This is a genomic window from Microbulbifer sp. ABM4_008 (assembly GCF_056311705.1).
On sequence record NZ_CM149970.1, the window covers coordinates 3975385 to 3996323 of the forward strand.

At 46.4% G+C, this 20939-nt stretch carries 12 protein-coding genes; 7 read left to right on the forward strand and 5 right to left on the reverse strand.

The window, feature by feature from the left end; translation table 11 throughout:
• The first annotated feature begins 6 nt into the window (after positions 1-6).
• The 5 genes from ACYX4J_RS17310 to ACYX4J_RS17330 all read left to right on the forward strand — a co-directional run bounded on the left by ACYX4J_RS17310 (position 7) and on the right by ACYX4J_RS17330 (position 10297).
• The gene (locus ACYX4J_RS17310; RefSeq protein WP_476177165.1) at positions 7-4290 is read left to right on the forward strand and encodes an amino acid adenylation domain-containing protein; all 4284 of its coding nucleotides are present in this window, start codon (positions 7-9) and stop codon (positions 4288-4290) included.
• Between the two features lie 196 nt (positions 4291-4486).
• Positions 4487-5749, forward strand: coding sequence for an MFS transporter (locus tag ACYX4J_RS17315; RefSeq protein ID WP_476177166.1), 1263 nt, complete (start codon positions 4487-4489; stop codon positions 5747-5749).
• Between the two features lie 706 nt (positions 5750-6455).
• A complete protein-coding gene (gcvP, locus tag ACYX4J_RS17320) occupies positions 6456-9347 on the forward strand; it encodes an aminomethyl-transferring glycine dehydrogenase (protein WP_476177167.1) in 2892 nt (963 codons plus the stop codon).
• Between the two features lie 273 nt (positions 9348-9620).
• The gene (locus ACYX4J_RS17325; RefSeq protein ID WP_476177168.1) at positions 9621-10085 is read left to right on the forward strand and encodes a Tse2 family ADP-ribosyltransferase toxin; all 465 of its coding nucleotides are present in this window, start codon (positions 9621-9623) and stop codon (positions 10083-10085) included.
• Positions 10085-10297 (forward strand): hypothetical protein, encoded by a 213-nt coding sequence (locus tag ACYX4J_RS17330; RefSeq protein WP_282934107.1) that lies wholly within the window; start codon positions 10085-10087, stop codon positions 10295-10297. Before ACYX4J_RS17325 ends, ACYX4J_RS17330 begins: the two co-directional genes overlap by 1 nt.
• Positions 10298-10496: 199 nt before the next feature.
• Here the strand turns inward: ACYX4J_RS17330 and ACYX4J_RS17335 are convergent, their stop codons facing one another.
• The 5 genes from ACYX4J_RS17335 to purU all read right to left on the reverse strand — a co-directional run bounded on the left by ACYX4J_RS17335 (position 10497) and on the right by purU (position 17263).
• Positions 10497-11816 (reverse strand): glycosyl hydrolase family 18 protein, encoded by a 1320-nt coding sequence (locus ACYX4J_RS17335; RefSeq protein WP_476177169.1) that lies wholly within the window; start codon positions 11814-11816, stop codon positions 10497-10499.
• Between the two features lie 113 nt (positions 11817-11929).
• On the reverse strand, positions 11930-14737 hold the full coding sequence (locus ACYX4J_RS17340) for a TonB-dependent receptor (RefSeq protein ID WP_476177170.1): 2808 nt from the start codon (positions 14735-14737) through the stop codon (positions 11930-11932).
• 380 nt (positions 14738-15117) lie between these two features.
• Positions 15118-15849 (reverse strand): AraC family transcriptional regulator, encoded by a 732-nt coding sequence (locus tag ACYX4J_RS17345; protein WP_413664535.1) that lies wholly within the window; start codon positions 15847-15849, stop codon positions 15118-15120.
• A gap of 87 nt (positions 15850-15936) precedes the next feature.
• Positions 15937-16353: a hypothetical protein gene (locus ACYX4J_RS17350; RefSeq protein ID WP_476177171.1), complete on the reverse strand. Its 417-nt coding sequence runs from the start codon at positions 16351-16353 to the stop codon at positions 15937-15939.
• Positions 16354-16423: 70 nt separating this feature from the next.
• The gene (purU, locus tag ACYX4J_RS17355; RefSeq protein WP_476177172.1) at positions 16424-17263 is read right to left on the reverse strand and encodes a formyltetrahydrofolate deformylase; all 840 of its coding nucleotides are present in this window, start codon (positions 17261-17263) and stop codon (positions 16424-16426) included.
• 83 nt (positions 17264-17346) lie between these two features.
• Between purU and pepQ the strand changes: the two genes are divergently transcribed.
• The gene (pepQ, locus tag ACYX4J_RS17360) at positions 17347-18648 is read left to right on the forward strand and encodes a Xaa-Pro dipeptidase (protein WP_476177173.1); all 1302 of its coding nucleotides are present in this window, start codon (positions 17347-17349) and stop codon (positions 18646-18648) included.
• 205 nt (positions 18649-18853) lie between these two features.
• Entirely contained in the window at positions 18854-20905 is a 2052-nt protein-coding gene (locus tag ACYX4J_RS17365) for an amidohydrolase family protein (protein ID WP_476177174.1), read from the forward strand.
• The last annotated feature ends 34 nt before the right edge of the window (positions 20906-20939 follow it).

Genomic DNA, 20939 nt, shown 5'->3' on the forward strand with positions numbered 1-20939 from the left:
AATAAAATGAATCAATTAATCAGCAAAATAAAAAACAATCAAGTCGCAATCTGGCTGGATGGAGAACAGCTACGCCTGAGTAGTAAAAAAGATTTGTCAGACAGCGATCTATTAGAGTCAATCAAAGAACACAAGTCATCATTAATCCGCTTGTTAAAATTTAATCACATTTACAGTAAAAGTGACTTCATCAATAGGATAATATTTTCTGTACCCGAAGAGAAATCTGAACTTAGTTTTGCCCAGGAGAGGTTATTATTTATTCATCAGTGGCAGCAAGGAAGTAATGCCTATCATATCCCACATCTGATTCGACTATCTGATGATATTAACTATCCCGCTTTAGTAGATGCTATTCAGTATATGGTTAGGCGCCATCCAATACTAAACACCGTTTATCGCCTTCATGAAAATGGTGATACGTACCAGCAAGTCCTTGATAGCCCTTTAACTATTCGTTGTCTATCAAAAAATAACAATGCTGCTCTGTTAAATGGGATACAAGAAGCCATAGAGCAGAACTTTGATTTAAGCGAAAAAACACCATTTAGGGTTATTCGATTTGATTCTCCCCAAGGAGTGTTTGTACTTTTTGTTTGGCATCATATTGCATTTGACGGCTGGTCAGCACAAATTTTTTTCACCGAATTATCTCAAGCCTATTCATCCTATTGTCTTGAGCAGACACCTGACCTTGCTCAGATAGACATTTGCTATAGTGATTATGCCGTATGGCAAAAAGTATTTTTACAGGGAGAAGAACTACGAAACCTTGAAAATTACTGGCTAGAACAATTGGGTGGATACAGCTCGTTACACTTATTCACAGATAGACCGCGTCCACCCCAGCAAGATTATCGTGGTCAGGTATTCAATTTTTCATTAAATACACATCTTTCACAACAATTAAGATTATTGGCCCGTGATCGGAAGACGACTCTGTATTGTTTAATGCTTAGCGGTTTTTATTTGTTGCTCTCGACTTTAAGCGGCCAGAAAGACCTGGTTATCGGTACGCCGTCAGAAAATCGTCACCATGTACAAACCCAAAGTGTTATAGGTTTTTTTGTTAATTTGTTAGCGTTGAGGGGGGAAATAGACGAGAGATTTTCAATTGCACAATGGATAGATAAAGTTCATCAATTGGTCCTGGCAGCCAAAGTTCATCAGGAGCTCCCCTTTGAGCGTTTGGTTAAATTGCTTAAAGTGGAACGAGACCCCTCCCGTCACCCTTTATTTCAAGTTCTGTTTAGTCTGGAAAGCACCCCAGCCAACTTAGAAAAAGATAAAAAGCCACCTTTTACTCAACAATCCTTAAATGACCTAAATCAACAAGATCTTATTACCGAAGAATCGCTGAGAAATATTCAGCATTATCAAGGGTACTCCCCAGCCAAATTTGATTTAAGTTTATATATTAATGACTCGGAACCCGAACTTAGCGGTGTTTTTAATTTTGCTATCAGCTTATTTGATCAAAAGACAATAGGAAGATTCACGGACTTATACCAACGTATACTGGTTCAGATGGTTTCCGATGTACATCAGCCTATCGCTTTTATGGATTTGGTTTGTAAGCAGGAGAAGCAAATTTTATTAAATGACTGGGTCAAAACCACACAAAGCTCGTCTCAGAGTTTATGTCTTCATCAACTATTTGAAGAACAAGTTAAGACCTCTGCCGATAAACCTGCAATATCTTTTAAGCAACAAATCCTCAGTTATCAACAGCTGAACAATAGAGCCAACCAACTGGCACTAAAGCTACAAGCTGATTATCTATCAGCACAGGGCAAACAACTTGAACCGGACACTTTGATTGGCATTTTCCTTGATCGCAGCCTGGAAATGGTAATTAGTATTTTAGCTATTCTTAAGGCTGGCGGTACTTATGTACCTATCTCTCCGGATTACCCAACAAGTAGAAGTTTGTATATTCTACAGGATACTAAAGTTTCCTTGGTCATCACCACAAAAAAATATACCCACACTTTCACTGCTTTCTCTGGCGAACTGGAGTTGATACCAAAATTAATTTATGCAGATACCTTAGCGCCCCTAGCTGAAGCTGATTGCGACAGACCAGCGCCTGTGAGTGCCGTAGCCCCTCAGGATCTGGCTTATGTGATTTATACCTCTGGCACTACAGGCAAACCTAAAGGGGTATTACAAACTCATGAAAATGTGATCCGCTTATTACAGGTAACCCAGGCCGATTTCGGCTTCAATGACAGCGATAACTGGGTACTTTACCACGCTTATACCTTCGATTTTAGTGTTTGGGAACTTTGGGGCGCTTTGACTACAGGTGGAAAACTTGTAATCCCAACGACAGAAATCACAAAGGATCTACCCACTTTTGTCCGTTTGTGTCAGCAAGAGCAAGTGACAGTATTAAACCAAACACCAGCTGCCTTTTATGCACTAGTTGATACATTAAGGATCACTGGAGAATGTCTTGAAGCACTTCGATTGGTGATTTTTGGAGGGGACAAGCTAAATATTGAACAACTTAAAAGTTGGTGGGATACCTATGGTAATAAATCAACTCGACTGGTAAATATGTATGGTATTACAGAGACGACCGTGCACGTGACCTATAAAGAGTTAACAGCCGACGATAATACGGCTTACTCCAATATCGGTAGGCCATTAAAGGATATGAAGGCATATGTACTCAATAGTAAATTAATACCTTTACCAATCGGTGCTCCGGGGGAGCTATATGTAGGCGGATCAGGGTTGGCTAGAGGGTACCTTAACAGGCCCGAACTTACGGCTGAGAGATTTATTGAGAACCCTTTTATTGCATCAGAGGGAAACATCAAAAACCGGCTGTATAAAACTGGAGATTTAGTCCGCTGGCTGCCTAACGGTGAACTTGAGTATCTTGGACGAAATGATGCCCAGGTAAAAATTCGAGGTTATCGTATTGAACTGGGTGAAATTGAAGCTGCCTTAGCCCAACATCCTCAAGTACAGCAAGTAGCGGTAATTGATAGGATCCACGAAAAGAATAAGTACCTTGCCGCCTATGTCGTCCTCAGTGAAAAGAAAAGTTCAGACCCTAGCAAGTTAAAAGCTTTTGTTTCTGAATTCCTACCTGATTATATGATGCCTTCCACCTTTACCTTCCTGGATACATTGCCGCTAACAATAAACGGAAAATTAAATCGCGTGGCCTTGCCCTTTCCAGAATTTACTAGCAAGGTTGAATATGTTGCGCCAGAAAATGAACTGGAGCAGGAGTTGTGCCAGATTTGGCAAAGGGTATTGGGTATAGATACTGTCGGAGTACTAGACAGCTTCTTTGAATTGGGAGGGGACTCAATACTTTTACTTAAAGTTTACCATCATTGTAGTCGCAGCAATATCCGGGTTTCACCTAAACTACTCAATGAACAACCCACTATCAGAGGCTTGGCTGAAAGTATCAAAGCAGAACCCATGCCTGATTTTTCATCCTGCACCGAGAGCGAAATTGTTAACTTTCTGACAGGTTATAATGAATTTAATAAATTTATGACCTTTAACGAAGTAAGTAACAAAACCGGTTTATTCCTGATTCCAGCAGCGGCAGGTCCTGAAACTTTTACTCCACTGGTGGAAAAACTGGACATCAACCGGCCGGTCCACTTGCTGGAAAATATCCAGGTGTATAGTGGGCGGCAAATAAGACTGAATTATTTGATTGACTATTATTTTGCTGTGATACGTAAGAAGCAGGCAAGTGGGCCCTATTTGCTGGGAGGCTACTGCGAAGGCGCTATGGTTTCCCTTGGTATCGCCCAAAGACTGAAAGCTTTAGGCGAGAGTGTCGAAATGCTATTTTTAGTTGACCCCGTGGTGATCAATATAGAGCAAAATCTGATTGACACCATCAAGCAGGATCCTAGGCTACCTAATTGTGGGCGTTTTGAAGCTGAAATGGTGGATACTTTTCTTTTCTATGCCGAATATGTCAAATCACTTCAGTCCTATAGCGGACCAGTAGTTTTCTTTGAAGGCAGTAGTGTCTCTGATGAGGCAACCCCAACACAAATCCTTGCTGTGATCAATGACTATATTGACATTCAAGAATTGTTCAACAAGGGCTTCTCAACGCCTAAAAATGGTTTCGAAAGTTTATTGTTAAATTGCGATTATATTGCCATAGATGCAAAACATGAGCGAATCATGATAGAAGATGAAACACTGAATACTATGGCCAACGTAATCAACCTTAAATTGTCCTCCAGCTACGATAATTATCTAGAGACTGAAACTCATAGCGAAGTAATTTATAGTTAAATGAAGATCCGCTGAAAACTAAGATTTAGCTTTGTTAAAGCTCAAAATTACAGTTGAATTGAGGGAGATTCTGACTTATTTCCTTATACACCTACATTCCTTGAATATATTTTATCAAGAAAAATTTACATCTACATATTTACGATAGAACTTTTGAGGAATTTGGTATTTTTTAGGGGCTTCCCAGGAAGGATTTATGGAACGACAAGAATTAATCCGCTTATACGGATTTCAAATGGGGTGGGGATTTTTCTCCACCTACTTAGTTTTACCGATATTAACACCTTTTTTTTTAGCTATGGGCATGTCTATGCCGCAGCTGGGAATAATACTGGCAGTCATGGGGTTGTCAGTGATACTTTTCGAATTACCCACCGGTAGCTTGGCGGATCAGATCGGGAGGAAAAAGGTATATCTAATTTCCCTGACGATGTCTATGGCTTGTTACCTCGTGTTATTGGTTTGGCAAAGCTTTTATGGAGCTTTACTAGCAATGTTTTTATGGGGAGCTAGTCAGGCATTATTTTCTGGCTCTTTAAATGCCTGGTTTGTAGAGTGTTTTAACCAAGCCGAAGGTACAATGAGCCTGCAAGAGGGTTTTGCACGTATCGCGACTCGTGCCGGACTCATTGGGGCGCTTGGTGCAATGAGCTGTGCCCTGGTAGTGGGAGGCGGGGAGTATTTCGGGCATTATGACCTGGACTTATATCGGGGACTTTTAGCTTTATCCCTATTTAGCAGCTTACTCTTATTTGCCTTTACCGAGATAAAAATCAGAGAAAATCGTGTATTTGATCGTTTTCGAATTTCAAATATCGCCCAAATCCCAAGCCAACTCAGTTTAGGTATTAAAGCCTGCTATTCACCATCACTATGGCGCTTATTGTTGACTGTTATTTTATTGACTCCTATAGCTAGTGCTATCGAAAAATATTGGCCAGTACGCTTAGAGGCCTTATCGGACGATATGCCCGTAGGTTGGCTGTATGGGCTATTAATGGCATTAATTATGCTACTAGGCAGTTTGTCAGCAAAAATCACTACCTGGATGGCTCAATTTTTTAACCAGCAATTGGGAAAAGTACTTTTGGTAGCCAGCCTGATAAAATTATCTCTGGTGATGTTACTGGCTTTATCTGGAGATCTATTACTGTTTGTTAGTTTATTCTTATTGTTTAATTTTAGCATCGGCCTGGGTCTTTCTGCCTCCGCTCAGTTACAACATCAAGCAGTCAAGGACGAGGTCAGGTCAACTGTTGACTCCATTTTTTCATTAACGACTCGCTTTGGTGGTGTCATCGGTTCACTAGTTTGTGGTTTTGGCGCAGCTGAAATAGGACTGAACAATACTTGGTTATTGTTAGCAGCCATGGGGCTTTGTGGTAGTTGTATATTTTTGAGTTCAGAATTCAACCCCACGATCATAGATAAAGACAAGCAAATAATAGAGCAAGCTTAGTCTCCAATCCCATCCCCCCTTCGGGGGGATAGCCTACTTGCAGGGAAGCAATTGATACCCTCAAGAGTAATTATTTCGTCGAAACTTCTTTCTACCCTAATCACTCCGCTATCCCACTCCAGACAACAGCTCATTAGGTGGATCGAAAGATTCAATAACCGGGTCAAGCGACACCTAATGCAGACCTCATTCCATAAGCTATGTCCATGATCGCAACTCTTGATGGCAGATACGTCGCTCTCAATAAGGTGTTAGTTAATTGGAGAGGCAGCTAAGATGGTGAGCTTTTGTGAAATCGTAGGGAAGATGAACAACATTCCTTTAACAGTTAGCGGCCTGTAGGGGAAATGGCCAGCCTTCAAATCTGTTCAGCCATGCGTAGAACAAAATCTCACCAACCCCAAATTCACAGGATTTAACCTACTTTTTGGCCCCAAATTTAGCAGTTTCCTCGCTCAAATCCTGCAGATTGCCCCTACTCGCCCCGGTTGCTAAGATGCGCGCCTGCCGCTATGGCCCGGCGCCCCTTCTGGTTCCGTATTGCGACCCGGGGCTGCCAGCAAACCGATTCTCCCAAGCGTTACCCTCGCCTATCCGCAACGCGGAGGCCCGAGGCTTTCCACAGGAAAACCGGTACCGAGGCCAGGTGCTATTTTTAACCGCGAGCGCACCACGACGACTCCCTGCGACTACAGGAACGAAGTTTATGACCCAACCATCGCTGCAGCAGTTGGAACAACACGACGCCTTTATCCATCGCCATATTGGCCCCGATGCCAAACAGGTAGAGGCCATGCTGGAAACCCTCGGAGTTGCCAGCCTCGAAGAGCTGATCGCAAAAACCGTGCCCGAAGCCATTCGCAAGACTGATGAGCTGGATCTGGCCGATGCGATCAATGAAGTTGAGGCCCTCGCAGAGCTGAAAGATATCGCGGCGCGCAACAAGATCTACCGCACCTTTATTGGTATGGGTTACCACGACACCATTACCCCCAATGTGATCCTGCGCAACGTGCTGGAGAATCCGGGTTGGTACACCGCCTATACCCCTTACCAACCGGAAATTGCCCAGGGCCGCCTGGAAGGCCTGCTGAACTTCCAGCAGATGATTATGGACCTCACCGGTATGGAATTGGCCAACGCCTCCATGCTGGATGAAGGTACCGCAGCAGCTGAAGCCATGGCCATGTGTAAGCGCCAGGTCAAACGCAACAAATCCAACGTCTACTTTGTGGACCAGGACTGCCACCCGCAGACCATAGCCGTAGTTAACACCCGCGCCGAGCACTTCGGCTTCGAAGTAGTTGTAGGCGATGTGGAAAAAGATATTCCCGCCGAGCTGTTCGGTGCCCTGCTGCAGTACCCCGGCAGCACCGGTCGCGTGCGCGACCTGACCGACATCATCACCAAGGTGCACGAAGCCAACGCACTGGTAACAGTGGCCGCAGATCTGATGAGCTTGGTAGCCCTCCGAGCACCGGGTGATATGGGTGCAGACGTGGTTGTTGGCTGTAACCAACGCTTCGGCATCCCCATGGGCTACGGTGGTCCCCACGCCGGCTTCTTCGCCTTCCGCGAAGCTTACAAACGCTCCGCACCGGGTCGCATTATCGGTGTTTCCGTCGACAGCAAAGGCAAGCGTGCCCTGCGCATGGCCATGCAAACCCGCGAACAGCATATTCGCCGCGAGAAAGCCAACTCCAACATCTGTACTTCCCAGGTGCTGTTGGCGGTAATGAGCGCTTTCTACGCGATTTACCACGGCCCTGAAGGCCTGAAAACCATCGCTGCCCGCATCCAGCGCCTGGCAGACATTCTCGCTTCCGCCCTGCAGCAGGAAGGCTTTAACCTGGCCCACGACAGCTGGTTCGATACCCTGAATGTCACCGTTGGCGCCAAGCAGGAAGAGATTTACCAGCGCGCCCTGGCCGCTGAGATCAACCTGCGTAAAATTGGTAAAGACGCCCTGGGTGTGAGCCTGAGTGAGACCGCCACCCTGCAGGATGTGTCCGACCTGATCAATGCCTTTATCGGCACCGAACACAGCATCGATCTGCATACTCTGGACAGCGAAATTGCCAGCAAGGGCTCTCTGGGTGTACCCGCCGCCCTAGCGCGCGATACTGAATTCCTGACCCATCCGGTGTTCAACACCTACCACTCCGAGACCGAGATGCTGCGCTACCTCAAGTCTCTGGAAGCCAAGGATATCGCCCTGAATCATTCCATGATTCCCCTGGGCTCCTGCACCATGAAGTTGAATGCCACAGCCGAGATGATCCCGGTCACCTGGCCCGAGTTCGGCAAGCTGCACCCCTTCGCACCAGTAGATCAAGCGGAAGGCTACGCGGAAATGTTCCGCCAGCTACAGCAAATGCTGTCCGCCTGCACCGGTTACGATGCGGTGAGCCTGCAGCCCAACGCCGGTTCCCAGGGTGAATACGCAGGCCTGGTTGCTATCAAGAAGTACTTCGAAGCGAAGGGCGAAGCCCAGCGCGACATCTGCCTGATTCCCGCCTCTGCCCACGGCACCAACCCGGCATCCGCCATGATGGTGAGCATGAAAGTGGTTGTGGTTGCCTGTGATGATAAAGGCAATGTGGATATCGAAGACCTGAAAGCCAAAATCGAAGAGCACGGCGACCGCGTTGCCGCACTGATGGTCACCTACCCGTCCACCCACGGGGTGTTCGAAGAAGGTATCCGCGAAGTTTGCGATCTGGTTCACCAGGCTGGCGGCCAGGTTTATATTGATGGCGCCAACATGAACGCCCTGATCGGCGTCGCGGCTCCGGGCCAGTTCGGTGGTGACGTATCCCACCTGAACCTGCACAAAACTTTCTGTATTCCTCACGGTGGCGGCGGCCCCGGTATGGGTCCGATCGCTGTTGGCGAGCATCTGAAGCCCTACCTGGCAGCCCACCCGGTGACTGAAGTACCGGAAACCAAGCTGGATAATGGCACCATATCCGCCGCTCCTTGGGGCTCCGCCAGCATTCTGCCGATCAGCTGGATGTATATCCGTATGATGGGTAAGCAGGGCATGAAGCAAGCTACCGAAATGGCAATCCTGAACGCCAACTACGTGGCCAAGAAACTGGGAGAGCACTACTCCCTGCTTTACACGGGCACCAATGGCTTTATTGCCCACGAATGCCTGGTTGACCTGCGCCCACTCAAGGAAGCCAGCGGTATCACTGAAGAGGATATCGCCAAGCGTCTGATGGACTTTGGCTTCCACTCCCCCACCATGTCCTTCCCGGTAGCCGGCACCCTGATGATCGAGCCTACCGAAAGCGAATCCAAGGGTGAGCTGGATCGCTTTATCGAAGCGATGGCAACAATTCGCCAGGAAGTGGAAGATGTAACCAGCGGTAAATACACCCCAGAGGACAACCCGCTGCACAATGCCCCTCACACCCTTGAGGACGTGATGAGCGATGAGTGGACACACAGCTACTCCCGCGATATCGCTGCGCGCCCAGCGGCGTGGTTAAAAGAGCATAAGGTGTGGCCCGCCGCTAACCGTATCGACAACGTATACGGCGACCGCAACCTGATCTGCTCCTGCCCTCCGATTGAGAGCTACGCAGAGTAAGATTCAACACTCTCACAGGTGGATTTAAAAGCGGGCTTAATGCCCGCTTTTTTATTCGACCCACAATACTTTTATCGAACTGGCACAAACTCTCACGTCCTGTATAGCTACGTATTTGCAACCATCACCTTTCAACAATATTATTCTGCGTTAACTTAGTTAAAAATCCTCACATAAGCGACGCCTAACAACAAAGAAACGGTATTAGAACGTTTTGGCAAAAATTCAGCCAAACTTTCTAATCGCCCCAAGCTTTCAACATCGGAGGTGAAAGTGACCATTAAAGTCTTAAAAGAAATATTAATTGCGAAGGGAAAAGCAGACTCTTACTCTGACGATCAAACACCCATAGATCTATGGAGAGCTCTGAACAAAAAATCAGACCAAGGCGTCTTCGACTTTATAGAAAAAGGTTTCATTCTGTCTAACGGACGTCCAAGACCAGCAGATATCACCATAGAATACCGCGATGGGACAGAGTGGGTTTGCATAAAAGATCGCCCCAGGGGACTCAGCACTTTTGATAAACCAGGATTACCAAAAGGCAAAAACTGGGAGTACTACAAAATTCCTGCAGGGACAGTTTTGCCAGAAGGTATTGCAATTGTAAAAGATGAATATAACACCAGATTTGAGGCAACACACTATACGATAGCCCCAGCATACGACATGCCTCTGAATCAATTTAAGAGTAAGTTAAAAATACTAGAAAAATCCTTAATTAAGGAAGCTATATAATGGAAGTACCTAATACCTGGGCACCACTACTAATTTCTGCTGTTAGAGATGCCGTTTTGTATCAAGAAAGCCTTTTAAGAAGTGAGACCATAGGCGATAAGACAGACTATGAGGAGCATCACTTACAGCTAACACAGTTCCTAGAGTTCCTTAAAGAGGAATATAAAGTAATTGAAAAAGAAACAGGCATACCCCTAGAAAAACTATTATAAAGCTTTCCTTCAGGGTGGCGTCGAACCACCCTGAAGCATATTAAGCTGGACAAATATATCCATACCACTCCCTGCCTATAACTGTATAGGATATCCCCATATAACAGTAATTATATAAACATTCCTGCCTGTACTGAGTGATTAGCTTTAGCACATCCCCGCTTCAGCAAGTCACACAAGATTCCACGGGGATTTTTTACTACTTAAGGCAATTCGGGACCTCTGAAGTACCTGACCATATTGTAGAAAGGTAACTGCTAGAATCTTTAGTCACATTAAATATCATAGTACCGCCACCAAGGTTATTATTCTCATTACATGATGCTAAAGCGCTCGCTGCAGAAGCACTATTCAACACAGTAGAAGCGCCAACACCCAGCTTAGACTTATCAACACCCAGGTTGATATACTTCTGGATTCTTGAAGTACAACTTGAGCCCAACCAATAGCTCATCTCCCAGCCATAAGTTAGTTGATCGCCCAGTTTCTTGCCATTCCATTCAGCCTGAAAAGCATCGGTATCACTCCAGAGTGCTTTAGAAATGATTTTACTCGGCATTTTCTCTCGCAATGCACTAGTCACTTTTACCAGGGAGTCAGAATAGGTTTGGCTGCACTGTGAGTACTCATCATCAATATCAATACCATCCAGACCATACTGATCCACGGCATCTTTCAGCTGCTGAGCAAAGTCATCAGCGGACTGCTCATCGGCAAAACAGGACCAACCTGCATTTTGGTGATTTCCGAGAACGCTGAGCACCACTTTCGTACCCTTGTCTTGCAATTCTTGTACTGTACTCAAATTGTTATTGAGCAAGTCTGACACTTGGTCATTAAAATGCAGCACAGCTTTCTGACCATCGTAATTAATATTTGCCGCGAAGATCACAGCTATATCAAACAACTGGCTGCCATCGCTCTCTGTAAAGCAGCCTGCATTGCCCAGGTTATTACTATTAACTTCTACGTAAGCAACTTTAGGCGCTGACACACTTTCCTGAGGAGTATCAGATTTACACAGAGTTGAGCCCAGCTCACGGATTTCATTCTTACGTGAACCACACCCATACCCGCTGCCATCCATGGAGGCATTATCGGCAAGATTTGCAATTTCCCAGTCCCCCAGGACGGAACACAGCTCATCCTTATAGATTTGAGCCTCAAGATAGGTGACCGGGCTTGCATCAGTTGCACAGCTGCTTCCACTAACAACATGAGGCGCTGAAGGTTCGGATTTACACAGTGTCATGGATAATTGGCGACTTTCATTACTCGTCAATTGGCAATTATTTCCCAGATGTTCTATTGAGGACCCGTCTGATAAACCAACCAAATCACCATTATTGAGAAGATCACAAAATTCATTAGGATAATTAAGCGCTTCAGAATAGCTTACTGTTGTAGTGTCCGAGGGACAGTCATCCGAATTGACGACTTCAATATCTGCGTATGCACCAGTCTGAAATAAAATGGTGGCACAAGCAGCCTGCATTGCTCTACGTGTCGATTGTTTCATATTTATGCTCATTTTTATTATGTGGTTATGTAAATTCTATAATCTAATATCGATAGTCAAAAAAAATGGTGTAGAGCTTACACTCTACACCCAATACTACGATCAACGAGGTATTAGAATTTATAGTTTGCACCAATATATAGTCTGCGCCCAGAGTAATTATAATAAGTCATTCTGTTTTCCTGCTTCCAGAACCCCTCTGCCTTTTCCTCCGTTAAATTAATGATAGATGCCGTGAAATTGAGGTTTTCATTGAAGGTAAAGCTGGCATTAAGATCAAGCTGCCCATAAGCTTTATCGTATAAATTATACCCTTGGTGAAGCCCCCCAGCTCGATCATCTTTCCAGTTATAAGATGCTCGCACACTGTACAAATCATTTTCATAATAACCGGAAAGATTGTACTGGTGCTTAGCCGTTCCAGGAATTTCTGCCTCAGTTTCTTCACCATTAACAAACACCCCTGAAGTACTGGTGTCGGTGTAGGTATAATTTGCCATTACACCAAAACCACTTTCGAACGCGTGTTGTGCAAACAGCTCGACGCCTCTTGAAGTTGCCTCAGCACCACCCGTTTTTGTGGTCATGTCGACTTCAATGGGTCCATTGCAGCAATTGTGCTCACGTAATACAACTTCAGTTGTAGTTATAGGAAGGTTGCTGATATCCTTACTAAATAATGTTGCCCCAAGTGCGGAAGCATCAAAGTAATACCATTCAATTCCCAGGTCGAATTGATTGGAGAGCATCGCTTCTAGCCCAGTATTTGCTGAAGTGCCAGTCCCACGGCCGGTCCAAGAATCCGGCGAGTTAATATTTACAGGGGGGCCATAAGACTCAGCCTGCCCCAAATCAGCATAACTAACTCGAGACATGGTTTTTGCTGCAGCAAATCGTATTACAAGGTCATCAGTTAGATCCCAGGCAATATTCAAACTTGGTAGGAAGTTTTCACTGTCAGCGCTTCGGTTATTTGCATTGGTGATATCTGTCTCTTGACCAATGATGTCATCGTACGTCGAGGTAGTTAAGTCGGTATTAACATAGCGGACACCAAAGTTACCCCGGAAGGCTTCCCATTCAAAATCTGCCTGTGCGTAAAGTGAAAATATTTTCTCCTCGATGGTATAGGTACCGGATAAGACAGGAACTACAGTCCGGGTAAAATTATCACTAACGTAGGCTTTAAGCGCATCTATATCAAAAGGCAGATAGTTAATAGCCCCGGTATCGCCTGCGCTATTATCGATTACGCTGCCGCCAAGTAAGATTGAAGTGTCTGGATGAAAATCCGGGTTGTGGAACCATTCGGTACCCGACAACCACCCACGATAACCACCGTTATCCGAAATACCGTCATCCCACAGGAAAGTATCTCTTAGGGACTTGGCTTCATGATCCCGATATTTAGTACCGACATAGATTTTGTTAACTATTCCCCAATTGGTATCAAATCCCAGGTCAAGCTGATAATAATCTTCCCTATCCCGATTTTGGGTAGCGTCAGAACTAAACCAGTCATAGTATGGATAGGCCTCCTGATCCGAGGTGAGATCTGTAGAGATTTCGTAGCTAGGTTCCCCGTCGGCAATAGACCACAGCCAACTATTTACGGAACCATAACGTGCATCCATATTTGCCATGATTCTTTCGGAGACACCTCCTTTTGCAGAGCTGCGCCCAATATTCACTGCTGCTGTGTAAGAATCACCTTCATACAGAATTTCGAGGTCGAATGTATGAGATTCTGATTCACCGTAGCTATCCTGCCCGGTCAATTGCGGAGACATTAAACCTCGCTCTACCTCAACACCACCATTGACATCAGCATCGCCCCAGTTATCAGCATTTAGCAAGCCGTTATCACCGTTGCCATAGGTGACCACGGTATCCCCTTCCAGCTCAACGCCAAAGTAAGGGTTATGGTTATCATTCCATTCAGCTAAGGTGAGATTCTGACTACGGGTATCGTATCCCAACTGGGAACCGAAATAGTTCAGAGAAAATTCCAAGCGCTCAGTAGGCCGCCATTGAGTGGTAATTTGATAACCGTCCCTGGCCCTATCCTGCTCATGATTACCAATACCCATAGCTCTGGGCGCCCAAACATTGTTGTAAACTTCACCAGTTTCCTGGTCAACAATTGCCGGACGCTCAGCACCTTCAACTGTATCTGAATGGAATCGCCAATGGCTCGCGTAGTTTTCAATTGAGGTTACGGTTCTGTCCTGCTTGGTATAGCCAGCCAGGATACCAAAGGTTTGACTCTCATTTTTCCAGGAGTAAAAAGCACTATATTGAGGTTCCCACTGCTCATTAGTATCTGAGTAAGTGGTTTCAGTAGTTATAACACCCTCACCAGAATCCATTTCCAGAGGCTTACGACTGTGTAGAATAACCGTTCCGCCAATTCCTCCTTCATCAATTCTAGCTTCCGGGCTTTTGTAAACTTCTACTTTGCTAATCATGTTGGATGGCAGCAAAGTGTAATTAAAGCTTCGAGATGGCGCTTCTCCATCAGAGGTTGCAATGTAGTTTCCATTTAACTGAGTCAAGGTCCACTCGGCACTGGTGCCACGAATACTGACTCGACTACCCTCTCCACCACTGCGTGTAATTGTGATCCCTGGCACGCGCTGAAGAGAGTCTGCAACATTCTTATCCGGGAACTTGCCCACATCCTCGGCGGTTATCGCGTCTACAATAGCATTAGAATCCCGCTTAATTTCCAGGTTTCTGGTATTACTCTCAAGAATTCCGATTACCTCAATATGATCCATCGGTTTGTCTTTCTCAGAGATATCATCAGCAATCGCCACGCTACTAATGGCTAATGAAATAGCGGAGACTAGCGATTTCTGCTTAATCTCCCGGCTCCAGATTTTGACCGTGGTTCGTCTATTATTCTTGACTGTTTTCATAGTATCCCAACTTTCTTTTCTTATAAGTTTTTTAAAAGAGCCCCTCTCCAAATTGGAGAGGGGCGAGAAACCGTCAGGGGACCCTAAACCCCGTAATGACAGTCCACTTGTTGAGCACTAAAACCCTAAGAAAAAAACGGGATAAGGGGGTAATAGAAACTGAGACAGGAATAGAACAAAATCGGCGTTTGGAAATTTGGAGGACACTAAGGGAAAGGTATTAGAAGGTATGAAAGGCCAAAATTCGATTATGGATTTACAGGATATTCAACAAATAGATAAACTATTTTTAAAGGGAAGAAAGCCAGCACCAAACCATTTCAACAAAAAACTTCTATTGATTATCCATCTCTAAGTAGTTCAGGAATGGCCTATCGCATTCAAAGTTGAGACTGAACTTCTTCTCTATAAATAGCGGGAAGCTGCCCAAACATGGTCTTGAAATGTCTACTGAAGTAACTGTGAGATGGAAATCCGACACGGTATGCGATTTCAGAAATTGGCCGCTGAGTATCCACCAGCATACGACGAGAGTTCTCTAACCTAACCTCCCTGACAAACTGCATTGGAGTTTTCTCCAAATACTTTTTAAATCGCCTCTCAAGTGCGCTAACAGACAAACTGGCCACCTCTGCTAGCTGTTCGACAGTAATCGGCTGGCTGTAATTATTTTTAATATATTCAACAGGCTTTTTCAGCTTATCCATTCTGGAGAGCGTTTTGACCGTCTCATTAAGATCGCGAGCTACGCCATAGGTACCAATAATTTTTCCAGTGGAATTCTTTAGTGGGCGCTTGGATGTCGTAAACCAAACCAACTCTCCACTTTTCCCTATATTTAACTCCAGTCGATCTGTAATCGTTTCACCCTCCATCACTCTTTGGTCATCACGCATATAGTTTTTTGCGAGATAAGAGGGGGAAAAATCCATATCAGAGCGGCCCACAACCTGATTAAGGGACCTGCATCCAACATGCTCAATAAACTCTCGGTTACAATGTACTACGTAACCAGAATCATCTTTTACCCAAAAAATAATATCTGATATTAAATCAAAAACCGCAATAATCTGCTGGGTAGACACCATTTCCAATATTGATTCAGACTTCATTATTATTATCTGCAATAGCTGGTAAAGAGCCCCTGTCTTTTTACATCGGCTTGAATTACTGCACAGGTCTAGCAAGCAGAAAAGACACTAAAAAGCGCCTTCTCGGCACTCTCCCCGCACCTCACCCCCATCTGCAGAAATAACTCGTTCAATTTCAAAATAGCCACGCTCACAGAAACCGGTTTCCAACATCTTTTGTTCTAGGGCCCAATCTAAATAACGCTCTACACGGTCACTTGAACGGCCTCCCAAACCGATAGTATCCCGCTGCATTCGACGTTGAGAACTAGGCTGGTTTGAAACCGGGGGAGGAAGATCCTGCCGATCCTTCTCAAGAGTAAATGTAAAACGCTTAGCTCCATTTTGAGCAATCTCAGTTACAAACGACTCTTTCATTCCGGGAATCGGCTTGTTGCTGGAACAGGCACTGAGAAAAATAGGTAACGCTAGGCCAGCGGCAGTAAATAAGCGGGCCTGAAAACTGCTAATATTTTTACTATTCACTCAAAATCCTCTCTAAATACTAACCTGCTTTACTACATCGAGCGCAAAGTTAGTATTGTTTACTGCATTTCTATTTAAATACCACTGTTTTATTTCCGTGTATAAACACTCGTTCCTGCAAAACTAGTTGCAGCGCTCGAGTCAAAACCAATTTTTCGACATCCCTACCCGCTTCCGCCATGGTTTCTGCAGAATAGGCATGATCCACATGTATTACATCCTGTTCAATGATCGGCCCTTCATCCAGATCGTCGGTAACAAAGTGCGCTGTGGCTCCAATAATTTTTACTCCACGCTCGTAGGCCTGCTGATAGGGCTTGGCCCCAATAAATGCAGGAAGGAAAGAATGGTGGATGTTGATAATGCGTCCACTATAGCGAGCAACAAAATCAGGGGTCAGCACGCGCATATACTTGGCCAGCACCAGATAATCCGGGTTGTACTCATCCACTAAGGTGGCCACTTGCTGCTCGTGAACTCCGCGCTCCATCCCCTCAGCAGAAATACAGTGGAAAGGAATATCAAACTTCTGTACCAGCCCCTCCAGATCCGGGTGATTGCCGATAACAGCCGCGATCTCCACATCCATAGCGCCGGAATAGCACTTCATCAGGATATCCCCCAGGCAGTGGGGCTCGCGGGTAACCATCAGCACCAAGCGTTTCTTCCGCTCTATGGATACCAAGCGACGCTCTGCGCCCTGGGGCAGTGTCATATCCAGATCTTCCAGGAAGGTGGCATCGTTAAAGATACCCTCCAGGGCAGTGCGCATAAAGAAGCACCCCTCAACCCGGTCCACGAACTCATCATTCTTGATGATGTTCAGCTGGTGCTTGTAGCAAATATTGGTAATCTTTGCGATCAGACCCTTATCATCGGGGCAGTCTGTCAGCAGTATCTTCTTTTCCATGGTCAAATTTCAGGCCAAATATCCAGAGTCCAGACTATACACTATGCCGACTTTACGATTCAGCGATCCATTCCGGGGAGAACATGGATAAAAACCTTTACGCCGATCATATGGCCACCCTGTGCCGCCGCTACGACGAAATCCTCGAGCAGAGCGGGTTTGATACCCTCAACGTATTCAGTGGCGCTCCCAGGGTGCAGTTTCTAGACGATAACTATTACCCGTTTAAGATGAATCCCCACTTTAAGGCACTGGTTCCCATTACCGACAACCCCCACAGCTGGGTTATCTATCAGCGCGGACAAAAGCCAAAGCTTTTGTTCTACCGCCCAGTAGACTTTTGGCACTATGTACCGCCGGCACCCCAGACCTTCTGGAGCGATTTCTACGATATCGAGCTACTGAGCAAGCCGGCCGATGCCCAGGCGTTCCTGAGCTCGGAGAATGCCGCTTTTATCGGTGAGAGCGACAAGCTGCAAGGCTGGTCACTGGGGGAGGAAAATCCGGAGCTTCTGATCAACCGCTTGCACTGGGCCCGCGCTTATAAAACGCCTTATGAGGTCGCCTCCCTGCGTGAGGCGAACCGTATTGCGGTCAATGGGCACCGCGCCGCCGAACAGGCTTTCCGCAGTGGCGCCAGTGAATTTGAGATCAATCAAGCCTACCTGGGCGCTGCTGGCCAGGGCGAGAACCGTATGCCCTACGGCAACATTGTTGCCCTGAATGAACACGCCGCAATCCTGCACTACACCCACCTGTCTACTGAGCGGCTGCCTGAGCCGCAGCTGAAAAGCTTCCTGATCGATGCGGGTGCTGACTGCAATGGCTACTGCTCTGATATCACTCGCACCTACGCCTATGCCGATAATGAGTTCGCAGAGCTGGTAACGGCCATGGATGAAAAGCAGTTGCAGCTGGTAGACGGCCTCAAACCTGGCCTGCCTTACCCAGAACTACATCGCCAGTGCCACTTAAACGTGGGCGAGCTGTTGGCCCAATTTGGCATAATCAAAACCTCTGCCGAGAATGCCGTGGAATCCGGATTAACTCGCCCCTTCCTGCCACACGGCTTGGGTCACTTCCTCGGCCTCCAGGTACACGATGTCGGCGGTCACCAGACCGGCCCCGATGGAGGCACGACACCCCCACCGGCCAAGTACCCATTCCTGCGTACCAGCCGAACTATCGAGGAGAACCAGGTATTTACCATCGAACCTGGACTCTACTTTATCGATAGCCTATTGGGAGAGCTAAAAGACTCAGACCTCGCTGCCGAGGTTAACTGGGATAAGGTCGACAGCTTCCGCCCCTACGGCGGCGTGCGTATTGAAGACAATATTGTCGTACACGCAGCCGGCAACGAAAACCTTTCTCGCACCCCTTAGTTCATAGAGTAACGCAATATTGTGAGAGTGCTTACAAGTAAGCGCTCTCGCAATACCTTTACCTTACTCCGAAAGTTAAAACATTAAAGAACGCCCTACCGCTCCCGCTTTTCCTCTCGCCGCTTGCGCCCCTAAGCTGCTTGCCCCCTCACCGAAAAGAAGCCAAAGTCCATCACCGGTATTACAACAAGAAAAGGGACTGTTCATGAGAAAAAAAACACTGGCAACGCTTATCGCAGCCACAGTACTAGCCGCAACCAATAGCGCTTATGCAAAACCAATCGAGTATATTTTTTACGATAAAGAGGGCATTGCTGGCTCTGAAGTTATTCATCAGGATGGAACAAAGGTATCTGGTGAATTAAAGCTCGGCTGGAATAACCGTTGCCTAAACCTCAAGGAGAGCTTCACTATCGGTGAGGCGGCAATGCCCGAGAAATTATCCATTGAAGGGATCAGCCCATTTGGTGCTCCAGTCAGCGAAGAATTTTCCCAGGAAAATGGTGTCTCTCGCTGGAAAGGTTCCGATGAACATGGCAGTGCAAAAACTTCCGAAGCCCAATTTTATATTCCCAAGAACAGTACCCTTGCCGTACAGACGCAATTGGTAAAAGCACTGATTGCCGATGCAGATCAAAATATTGATTTACTGCCGCAAGGAAAAGCACGCCTCCATAAGCTTGATAAAGTGACCCTGCAACAAGGCGAGAAAAAGAAAACGGTCCACCTTTACGGCGTAAGCGGCCTGGGCTTTACCCCAGATCTCGCCTGGTATGATGACAATGGGGATTTATTTGCCTCCGATGAGGGGGGATGGTTCGCCATCCTGCGCAAAGGCTGGGATAAATCTCACCTCGAAGAACTAAAATCCAGGCAAGTCGCAGCCGCAGACCAGTACCTGCAAAGTATTGCCAAGAAACATACCCACACATCAACCCAACCCATCCTGATCAGCAACGTCAACCTGGTTGATGTTGAATCTGGCAAACTGCAGAAAAAGCAGCATGTGCTGATCAAAGATGGAAAGATCGCAAAAATCAGTAAAAAACCGATCAAAGCCAACGGGGCAACCACCATTGATGCCCGTAACCATACGTTGATCCCCGGCCTCTGGGATATGCACGCCCACTTATCCCCTACCGATGGTGTTCTGAATATGGCCGCTGGCATTGTCAATGTTCGCGACATCGGTAATACCCATGAAAGTATCATGCGTATTGAAGGCATGTTTGAGTCAGAGCAAATCATTGGCGGCGACCTTTTCCGTGCGGGCTTTATGGACCGGGAAAGCGAAAATGCCATGCGAATGGGCAAGACTGCGGATAGCCTGGAAGAAGCCAAGGATATTGTCGAGTGGTATGCCGATCGCGGCTATCAGCAAATTAAAACTTACAGCTCGATGGAGCCAGAGTGGATCGCTCCGTTAGCCAAGCATATCCACGAAAATGGTATGCGTTTGTCCGGTCATATTCCTGCATTTATGACCGCCGAAGAGGCAGTGGACGCGGGCTTTGATGAAATTCAGCATATCAATATGCTGTTTCTGAATTTTATGGGCAAGATAGATACCCGTAAAAGACTGCGCTTTACAGAAATCGGAGAGCACGCCCACGAGCTGGATCTGGATAGCAAAGAAGTGGCTGCTTTCCTGGATAAGCTAGCCAAGAAAGGCACTGTCGTAGACGCAACCACCACCGTATTCAGTTCGATGTTACTGCGCCAGCCGGGCAAAGTAGATCCTGAATTTGCCGATATTACCGACCACCTTCCAGTCAATATCCAGCGCGCCTTTGTTGGGGCCGAACTGGATGTGAAGCCGGAACACCGGGATGACTACGACCTTTCAGCGGAAGCCCTGCTGGCCATGATGCTCAAGCTACACGAGCACAAGGTCACTATGGTCGCGGGCTCCGATGGCATCCCCGGATTTACCCTGTTACGTGAACTGGAGCTCTATGCCAAAGCCGGTATTCCCAATATTGATGTGCTGCGCACGGCCACCCTGGTACCGGCACAAGTTATGGGGGCCGACGAGTACACTGGCAGTATTGCGGTGGGTAAAAATGCAGACCTGGTTTTACTGGAGGGAAATCCCCTTGAGGATATCACTGCGTTACGTCGCACTGCACTGGTGCTCGAGGGACAAAATATGTATCGCCCGGATGAGCTTTACACGGCCTTGGGTATTAAACCTTTCCACCCTTCAGTGCCATTTGAATTAAATAACACTACTACAGTAGCCACCAAGTCCGAGTAAGCAAAAAACAGAAGCGGAAAAAACAGAAGCGGGA